We start from the raw sequence: 8,262 nt of genomic DNA, 5'->3' as shown, positions 1-8,262 counted from the left end.
GCTTTTTTATGTGAATAAATGTTGAAATTATTTTAAAGTAATAGGAAATTCAGCAACTGTAGTGTCCCAACCTATTTTTAAATGTACTGTTTTTGCAGAAGCTTCGTATAAAGCAATAGAAAGGTTCTCAATCTCCTTGTTGCTTTTTGTTACTGGTACGCTTACACTTGCAATGTCTTTACTAGCATCGTAGCCGTAGTTTCCCCAACCATCTAGTACTGTATTCAATTTTAATGTCCATTCTGTAGCAGTAGGAATGATTATAATAGAGTAACGTCCAGCTTTAATGTCTTTACCTCCAAATACTACATCGTTAACAAATAAAATTTCTGTAGATTCATTAGCTCCAACTCTCCAAGCTTCACCAAATTTTAATAAACTACCAAAAACCTCTCTACCTTTTTTAGCAGGACGAGAATAAGTAACTCTTATTTGTGGTGTAAGTGCTTTTTGTTTAGCCTCATCTTTTTCGAAAGTTCTATGTGGAGCACCATCTGGGTAATAAGCACGATCCATTGTGCTTTTGTCCATTTTAGCAAATTTTTGAGCATTAACAGTAGTTCCTACTAATACTACAGCCATAATAAATAATAATTTCTTCATTTTAGTTTTTGTTTAAATTAATTATATTTTCAGTTTTTATTGTTGAAAGTTCTTTTAATTTTTCAGCTTCATAAAGCATTGGTAAATCTTTTAAAGGTGTACCAACATCGGCTTTATAATTTATGTAATCTTGAAAAGTAATACCATCTACTACTCTAACGTTGTATGCGCTTCTAAAACGAACACCACCTTTATTTACTTTATAATTGTAAGCTAAATAGTCAATTTTATTAGTGTCTTTATTTATCCAGTAATAATACTCGTCGTCATGATCTTCACCACCTCCGGCTTTATTAAAGGTAACTTCAATAACATGATAATCTTTGTTTTTAATAACGGTGCTTTCAATGTGTTTAAAATTGACAGCCTGATCGTTTAATTTATAAGGCAAGGTTGCAAAATAAATAACAGAGTTTATAGCTCCAGTTCCACTTACAATTTCTTTTTCAGAAAGTTTAACAGCTTCTCCATTTACAGTTCGTGAGAAATTGCCATTCTTTAAAACATCAAATATTACAGTATTGTCTTTATTTGAGCTCTTTGTGTACTCGTAATGACTACCAGCATTTTTAAATTGATAAATATTATTTCTAAAACCAAAAGAATACTGTGCAGTATTATATAGATCGCCACCATGTGCGGTAATGGCTTCATTTATTATTTTTTGAGATTTTGATAATTCTATTTTTTTAGAAGCGCTAATAGTTTCTTTTACTATGATTTTTTCGGGATTTTTATTGTTTGTGTTACACGATAAAAGTGAGATAGTGCAAAAAGAAATTAGAAAAGATTTTAGTATTGTCATTTTGTGTTTTTAGTATGAAACTTTATTAGTAGTCGTATTCAAAATTAAGAACTTTCATCTTATAAGTTATTAATGAAAAGTTAATTAAGTAGATGGTAAAAGTTAATATTAAATAGGATATTTCTAATTGATTTTAATAGTACTATCAGTACTGTAAGCTTAAAGAAACAATGCGATTAAATACCTGTATTATAGTTTGTTGTGTTTGTTGTGAAATTTAAAAAGCTTATTTTTATAATTATTAATTTAATATAAATAGGATGTATACATATAAAGCAAAAATAATATCTGTTTACGATGGTGATACTGTAACGGCAGTTGTAGATTTAGGGTTTCTTCACTCTCAAGAAATGAAATTAAGACTCTATGGTATAGATACACCAGAAATGAGAGGTCCAGAAAAAATAGAAGGTAAAAAAGTAAGAGATATAGTAAGAACTATGATTCTTGATAAAGAAGTAACCATACGTTCATATAAAGACAAGCAAGGTAAGTACGGGCGCTATTTAGCGAGTATTATTTTAGAAGACGGTTTAGATGTTAACCAATGGTTGGTGGATAATGGTCATGCAAAACCTTACTTATTGTAAGAAAAAAAAGCGACTCTTAATTAAGAGTCGCTTTTTAATGTGTTTTATTATTCTTGTCCAGGAGGATATTTTGTCATAATCTCTGAGACAAATTCTTTAATTCTAGCTTCTCTTTTGTCAACATTAGATGTTGTGCTTAAATAACCAGAACCTTTGCCTTGCCAAACAAGTTCTTTCTTTTTAGCATCTATTAAATCTATATATAGACTTCCTTGTGTAGAGGTGCTTACATTGTTATTAAAGTTGTTGTAAAATGGGCTCCATCCCCAACCATAACCGTAAGCTCCGTAGCCATTATTGTAAACGTTTACTTCTTGTCTTTCTTTTGTGAATATACTTACTAATAGATCAGGGTTTTCAGATTTAGTGAAACCTTTAGCAATAAGTTCTGTTTCTATAGCTCGAAGAATTCTACGTTTATCTAAATCGCTAACTTCTGCCTTATCTATTCCTGTTTTAAAAAACGCAAAGGTTTTGTAAGAATTAAAGTCGGCATTTTTATCGTAATCGGAAGCTACCCGAACCGAAGTACAAGAACTAGCAATAATAAGTAACGCTAGAAATGGTAATGTTTTTTTTATTAATTTTTTCATAGTAAAAAGATGTTAAAGGTTATAACGAGTCAATTATAGCATCGTCCACAACATTAGGCAATGTTACTTTTAGGTTAGGTTCAATTTCCATTGCGCGTTTTATAGCAAAAACAGCACCTTCATTTCTTGCCCAACTTCTTCTAGAGATACCATTATTAACATCCCAGAATAGCATTGATTTTAAGCGTTTTGAGGCTTCTTTACTACCATCAAGAACCATACCAAATCCACCGTTTATAACTTCTCCCCAACCAACGCCACCACCATTGTGTATGCTTACCCAAGTGGCACCACGAAAGCTATCTCCAATAACATTATGTATCGCCATATCAGCTGTAAAGCGTGAGCCATCGTATATATTACTAGTTTCTCTGTAAGGAGAGTCTGTTCCAGAAACATCATGATGATCACGGCCTAAAATAACAGTGTCAATCTCACCTTTTGCAATGGCTTGGTTAAAGGCTTCTGCTATTTTTGCTCTACCTTCTGCATCTGCATAAAGTATTCTTGCTTGAGAACCAACTACTAATTTATTTTCTTGAGCGCCTTTTATCCATTGAATATTATCAGCCATTTGTTGCTGAATTTCAATAGGTGAGTTCTTTTTCATTTCTTCTAAAACAGCACAAGCAATTGCATCCGTTTTTGCTAAGTCTTCTGGTTTCCCTGAAGCACAAACCCAACGGAAAGGCCCAAAACCATAATCAAAGCACATTGGACCCATTATATCTTGAACATAACTTGGGTACTTAAATTCTTTACCTATTGTAGGTGTTTTAGACATAACATCTGCTCCTGCGCGAGAAGCTTCTAATAAGAATGCATTTCCATAATCGAAAAAATAGGTGCCTTTTGCTGTATGTTTATTAATTGCATCTGCATGTTGGCAAAGTGTTTTTTTAACTTCTGTTTTAAATTGCTCAGGATTATTAGCCATCATATCGTTTGCTTCTTCAAAAGACATTCCTGTTGGATAATAACCACCAGCCCAAGGATTATGTAATGAGGTCTGGTCGCTTCCTAAATCGATATGTACATTAGCTTCATCAAATTTTTCCCATACGTCTACTATATTACCTAAGTAAGCTATAGAGATGGTTTCTTTTTCAGCTTTAGCTTTATTTACACGAGCGACTAATGCATCTAAATCGGTGATTTTTTCATCTATCCAACCTTGGTCTAATCGTACTTGTGTAATTTTCGGGTTTACTTCTGCACAAACAGTTATACAACCAGCAATATTACCAGCTTTAGGCTGCGCTCCAGACATGCCGCCTAAACCAGAAGTAACAAAAAGATTTCCTTTTGGTTCTTTGTTTATTTTTCTAAAACCATTTAATACAGTAATTGTTGTACCATGCACAATCCCTTGAGGGCCAATGTACATGTAACTACCAGCTGTCATTTGCCCATATTGTGTAACGCCTAAAGCATTAAATTTTTCCCAATCGTCTGGTTGAGAATAATTAGGAATCATCATACCATTGGTAACAACAACTCTTGGTGCTTCTTTACTAGAAGGAAATAATCCCATTGGGTGGCCAGAGTACATGGTGAGTGTTTGCTCATCATTCATTTCTGCTAAATACTTCATTGTTAATCTGTATTGCGCCCAATTAGAAAATACGCCTCCATTTCCACCATAGGTAATAAGCTCGTGTGGGTGTTGCGCTACAGCATAATCCAAATTGTTTTGAATCATTAGCATTATAGCGGCAGCTTGTTTAGATTTTGCAGGATACTCACTTATTGGTCTAGCATACATTTTGTAATCTGGACGTAAGCGGTACATGTAAATTCTGCCATAAGTATCTAGCTCATTTTTAAACTCTAAAAGGAGTTCTTTATGGTCTTTTTTATTGAAATATCTTAGCGCATTTCGTAAGGCTAGTTTCTCCTCTTCTTTAGATAGAATTGCTTTACGTTTTGGTGCGTGGTTTATAGTTGTGTCGTAAGGTTTTGGAGCAGGTAACTGCTCTGGAATACCTTCTAGAATTTGTGCTTTAAAAGTTGAAGTCATTACTTTTAATTCTTTTTTTTATTGAATTAGTATTTTTATCAAATCCGTAAGGGCAATGTCTGCAACCACTTTCACAGCAATAGCCTCTTTTGTTGTGGTATTGCTCGGTGAAGCATCTGTAGCCTTCAGGCGTTAAATAATAGTCGCCTTCTTCTAATGGAATGTGTTTTTTCATAAGTATATTACAAATATAATGTAAATTAGAACAAAGTTTCCTTGGTATAAAATCAAGGTTGCTAATAAACTTTTATTCTTAAGATATTAAGAATGGAGTGATTTTTGAAACCAATATTTTGTGATTTTATTTTCTAAATATATAGTGCCTAAAGGTTATACAGGAATAACTATTTTCCCTTTTGTTTTTTTGAAGCGTAAATCTTTAAAAGGTGACGCCGTTTTAATTAACCATGAGAAAATACATTTAAAGCAACAGCTCGAATTATTAATCATTCCATTTTATCTTTTTTATGGTTTAGAATTTATGGTAAGATTAATACAATATAAAAATTGGCATACTGCTTATGTTAATATTTCTTTTGAAAGAGAAGCTTATTGTAATCAAACAAATTTTAGCTATTTAAAAAAGCGTAAACTTTGGAGCTTTTTAAAGTATCTTAGCAGTCATGATTTTTAATTTAGAAAACAGTGTAAACTTGCGAGTAAGTTTGCCAAATAATGTAGATATTGAGCTTTATGTAAAGCGGGAAGATGCTATACATCCTATTATATCGGGCAATAAGTACAGAAAATTAAAATACAATATTGAAGCCGCTAAAAACGAAGGTAAAAATACACTTTTAACCTTTGGTGGTGCTTTTTCAAACCATATAGCTGCAGTAGCAGAAGTTGGTAGTGTTTATAATTTAAAAACCATTGGTATAATTAGAGGTGAAGAATTAGTATCTAAAATTAAAGATAATCCTACATTAAAACACGCTCAAGACTGCGGTATGCAGTTTAAGTTTATTAGTAGAACAGATTTTAGAAATAAAGAAGACCTTAATTTTATTGAAAACTTAAAAAATGAATTTGGCGAGTTTTACAATATTCCGGAAGGAGGTACAAATAGTTTAGCTGTTAAAGGATGCGAGGAGATTTTAACAGAAGAAGATTCTAGTTTCGATTATATTTGTGCACCAGTTGGTACCGGCGGTACATTAGCAGGGTTGATAAATTCTATAAAAGCAAATCAGCAAGTTTTGGGTTTTTCAGCATTAAAAGGAGACTTTTTACAAGAAGATATTAGTAAATTTGCAAAACAAGATAATTGGAAGTTAATAACAGATTATCATTTTGGAGGTTATGCTAAAATAAATAATGAATTAATAACGTTTATTAACGTGTTTAAAGCGCTTAATAATATTAGGCTAGATCCAGTTTATACAGGTAAAATGTTATTTGGGATTCAAGACATGATAAATAATAATTATTTTCCTAAAGGCTCTAAAATATTAGTAATACATACAGGAGGATTACAAGGTATTGCTGGAATGAATAACAGATTAAAACAGAAAAATTTACCATTAATACAATAGTTAATGAAAAGAATATTTACAATTTTATGCTTAATAGCTTTAGTTTCTAGTTGCGGATCAAGTAAAAAGGTAGCAACAAAAAAGTCTAAAAATAAAACACACCGTGTTGTTAAAACAAGAACTAAAAAGAAACAAGAAGCGGTAATACAGCCAGAGGTTACTATTATTGAAACATCAGAGAGTTATGCAACACCTACAGATGAGTATATTGCAATTTATAGTGATATCGCTCAAGACGAAATGCGTAACTACGGAGTACCAGCAAGTATTACATTAGCTCAAGGTATTTTAGAGTCTGGATCTGGAAAAGGACGTTTGTCTACCGAGGCTAATAACCATTTTGGTATTAAATGCCACACAGGTTGGACTGGTGGTAAAATATATCATGATGATGATGAAAGTCAAGAATGTTTCAGAAAATATAAAAACTCAAAATATTCGTTTAGAGATCATTCTTTATTTTTAAAAGAGCGTAAGCGTTATGCCGGATTATTTGAACTTGGAAAAGGTGATTACGAAGCTTGGGCAAAAGGATTAAGAGCTGCAGGTTATGCAACGGATAGAAAATATCCTCAAAAATTAGTAAGCCTTATAGAGCGTTACCAATTATATCGTTTCGATAACGATGTTCTAGGAGTAGAGTCTAATGTAAACGATAAGCATACTGTTGTTGCAGGAGATACTTTATTTGGCTTGTCAAGAAAATATAATATTTCAGTAGCAGAATTAAAAGCATTAAATAGTTTAGATACTAACGACTTGTTTGTAGGACAAGTGTTATTTATTAAGCCAATTCCTAAAGATTAATTACAATGATTTATAAACGTAGTAGCACTCTTTTTGCAGCAGCAGAAAAAGTAATTCCTGGAGGTGTAAATTCTCCAGTTCGAGCATTTAAAGCAGTAGGTGGAACTCCAATATTTGTTAAAGAAGCAAAAGGTGCTTATTTGTACGATGAAGATGGAAACACTTTAATTGATTACATTAATTCTTGGGGACCAATGATTTTAGGTCATGCCTTCGAGCCTGTAGTTAATGCCGTAATTGAGAAAGCTAAAAAAGGAACATCGTTTGGGATGCCAACCGAAATTGAAACTGAAATTGCTGAATTAGCAGTATCAATGGTACCAAATATTGATAAAATTAGATTTGTAAATTCTGGCACAGAAGCTTGTATGAGCGCTGTAAGATTAGCACGAGGTTATACAGGAAAAGATAAAATTATAAAATTTGCAGGGTGTTATCATGGGCATAGTGACTCATTTTTAATCCAGGCAGGAAGTGGTGCAGTAACTTTTGGTAGCCCAAATAGTCCTGGAGTTACAGAAGGTACTGCAAAAGATACTTTATTGGCTAATTATAATGATTTAACAAATGTTGAAGCATTAATTAATGCGAATAAAAATGAAATTGCTTGTATAATTATTGAGCCTGTTGCTGGTAATATGGGATGTATTCCACCATTAGATGGTTTTCTTCAAGGTTTAAGATCTTTATGCGATGCTAATGATGTTTTATTAATCTTCGATGAGGTAATGACAGGTTTCCGTCTTGCTAAAGGAGGTGTGCAAGAATTATATGGAGTAGATGCAGATATCGTTTGCTTTGGTAAAGTTATAGGTGGAGGTTTGCCAGTTGGTGCTTTTGCTGCTAGAAATGAAATAATGAATCATTTAGCACCTTTAGGTCCTGTATATCAAGCAGGAACTTTAAGTGGAAATCCGTTAGCTATGGCTGCAGGTTTAGCAATGCTTACAACGTTAAACAACGATGTAGAAGTTTTTAATCGTTTAGCAGAAAAAACAGAGTACTTACATAAAGGATTGGCTAAGGTTTTAGATAAAAATAATATCACACATACTATTAATAGAATAGGTTCTATGATTTCTGTTCATTTTGATGCAGAACCAGTTATAGATTTTAAAACTGCTGCAAATGGTAATAACGAGACGTTTAAAACCTTTTTTCATGGTATGCTTAATCAAGGTGTTTATATTGCGCCAAGTGCATTTGAGACTTGGTTTATTACAGATGCTTTAACTTATGAAGATTTAGATAAAACAATAGAAGCTTGTAATACTGTTTTTAAATAGTAAAAAGTTTATATAATAAAAAA

At 32.4% G+C, this 8,262-nt stretch carries 10 protein-coding genes; 5 read left to right on the top strand and 5 right to left on the bottom strand.

Annotated features, from left to right (window positions below; genetic code table 11):
• Nucleotides 1-27: 27 nt before the first annotated feature.
• Together ASC41_RS00065 and ASC41_RS00060 are read right to left on the bottom strand one after the other, a co-directional pair.
• Nucleotides 28-603 (bottom strand): DUF2911 domain-containing protein, encoded by a 576-nt coding sequence (locus ASC41_RS00065; protein ID WP_055434613.1) that lies wholly within the window; start codon nucleotides 601-603, stop codon nucleotides 28-30.
• A 1-nt stretch (nucleotide 604) separates the two neighbouring features.
• The gene (locus tag ASC41_RS00060; protein WP_055434612.1) at nucleotides 605-1,408 is read right to left on the bottom strand and encodes a DUF6503 family protein; all 804 of its coding nucleotides are present in this window, start codon (nucleotides 1,406-1,408) and stop codon (nucleotides 605-607) included.
• Nucleotides 1,409-1,668: 260 nt separating this feature from the next.
• Between ASC41_RS00060 and ASC41_RS00055 the strand changes: the two genes are divergently transcribed.
• A complete protein-coding gene (locus tag ASC41_RS00055; protein ID WP_206542922.1) occupies nucleotides 1,669-1,998 on the top strand; it encodes a thermonuclease family protein in 330 nt (109 codons plus the stop codon).
• Between the two features lie 47 nt (nucleotides 1,999-2,045).
• On the opposite strand, the gene ASC41_RS00050 is transcribed toward ASC41_RS00055, so the two are convergent.
• Genes ASC41_RS00050 through ASC41_RS00040 form a run of 3 tightly spaced genes read right to left on the bottom strand, consistent with a single transcriptional unit; the run spans nucleotide 2,046 to nucleotide 4,786 of the window.
• Entirely contained in the window at nucleotides 2,046-2,591 is a 546-nt protein-coding gene (locus ASC41_RS00050) for a DUF4136 domain-containing protein (RefSeq protein ID WP_055434611.1), read from the bottom strand.
• Nucleotides 2,592-2,610: 19 nt separating this feature from the next.
• Nucleotides 2,611-4,611 carry a urocanate hydratase gene (locus ASC41_RS00045; protein ID WP_055434610.1) on the bottom strand — a complete coding sequence of 667 codons (2,001 nt, stop codon included), beginning with the start codon at nucleotides 4,609-4,611 and terminating at the stop codon, nucleotides 2,611-2,613.
• Nucleotides 4,595-4,786, bottom strand: coding sequence for a C1orf53 family protein (locus tag ASC41_RS00040; RefSeq protein WP_055434609.1), 192 nt, complete (start codon nucleotides 4,784-4,786; stop codon nucleotides 4,595-4,597). The genes ASC41_RS00045 and ASC41_RS00040 overlap by 17 nt, the downstream gene beginning before the upstream one ends.
• Before the next feature lie 120 nt (nucleotides 4,787-4,906).
• Here ASC41_RS00040 and ASC41_RS00035 point away from each other — a divergent pair, with 120 nt between their 5' ends.
• From ASC41_RS00035 to hemL, 4 genes are read left to right on the top strand one after another with little or no spacing between them, the layout of a single operon-like run.
• Complete coding sequence (locus tag ASC41_RS00035) at nucleotides 4,907-5,245, top strand: hypothetical protein (RefSeq protein ID WP_055434608.1); 339 nt, start codon at nucleotides 4,907-4,909, stop codon at nucleotides 5,243-5,245.
• On the top strand, nucleotides 5,235-6,146 hold the full coding sequence (locus ASC41_RS00030; protein WP_055434607.1) for a 1-aminocyclopropane-1-carboxylate deaminase/D-cysteine desulfhydrase: 912 nt from the start codon (nucleotides 5,235-5,237) through the stop codon (nucleotides 6,144-6,146). The genes ASC41_RS00035 and ASC41_RS00030 overlap by 11 nt, the downstream gene beginning before the upstream one ends.
• 3 nt (nucleotides 6,147-6,149) lie before the next feature.
• Complete coding sequence (locus ASC41_RS00025) at nucleotides 6,150-6,953, top strand: glucosaminidase domain-containing protein (protein WP_055434606.1); 804 nt, start codon at nucleotides 6,150-6,152, stop codon at nucleotides 6,951-6,953.
• Nucleotides 6,954-6,958: 5 nt separating this feature from the next.
• Nucleotides 6,959-8,239 (top strand): glutamate-1-semialdehyde 2,1-aminomutase, encoded by a 1,281-nt coding sequence (gene hemL, locus ASC41_RS00020; protein WP_055434605.1) that lies wholly within the window; start codon nucleotides 6,959-6,961, stop codon nucleotides 8,237-8,239.
• The last annotated feature ends 23 nt before the right edge of the window (nucleotides 8,240-8,262 follow it).

It is taken from the genome of Lacinutrix algicola (assembly GCF_001418085.1).
In the GTDB taxonomy this organism is placed as follows: Bacteria; Bacteroidota; Bacteroidia; order Flavobacteriales; family Flavobacteriaceae; genus Lacinutrix; species Lacinutrix algicola.
Note: the sequence above shows the minus strand (reverse complement) of the source record. Positions and strands in the feature narration are given on the sequence as shown.

Excerpts from the sequence above, each read along its gene's own strand:
- ASC41_RS00065 (WP_055434613.1), bottom strand. The coding sequence starts at position 603 with ATGAAGAAATTATTATTTATTATGGCTGTAGTATTAGTAGGAACTACT.
- ASC41_RS00060 (WP_055434612.1), bottom strand. The coding sequence starts at position 1,408 with ATGACAATACTAAAATCTTTTCTAATTTCTTTTTGCACTATCTCACTT.
- ASC41_RS00055 (WP_206542922.1), top strand. The coding sequence starts at position 1,669 with ATGTATACATATAAAGCAAAAATAATATCTGTTTACGATGGTGATACT.
- ASC41_RS00050 (WP_055434611.1), bottom strand. The coding sequence starts at position 2,591 with ATGAAAAAATTAATAAAAAAAACATTACCATTTCTAGCGTTACTTATT.
- ASC41_RS00045 (WP_055434610.1), bottom strand. The coding sequence starts at position 4,611 with ATGACTTCAACTTTTAAAGCACAAATTCTAGAAGGTATTCCAGAGCAG.
- ASC41_RS00040 (WP_055434609.1), bottom strand. The coding sequence starts at position 4,786 with ATGAAAAAACACATTCCATTAGAAGAAGGCGACTATTATTTAACGCCT.
- ASC41_RS00030 (WP_055434607.1), top strand. The coding sequence starts at position 5,235 with ATGATTTTTAATTTAGAAAACAGTGTAAACTTGCGAGTAAGTTTGCCA.
- ASC41_RS00025 (WP_055434606.1), top strand. The coding sequence starts at position 6,150 with ATGAAAAGAATATTTACAATTTTATGCTTAATAGCTTTAGTTTCTAGT.
- hemL (WP_055434605.1), top strand. The coding sequence starts at position 6,959 with ATGATTTATAAACGTAGTAGCACTCTTTTTGCAGCAGCAGAAAAAGTA.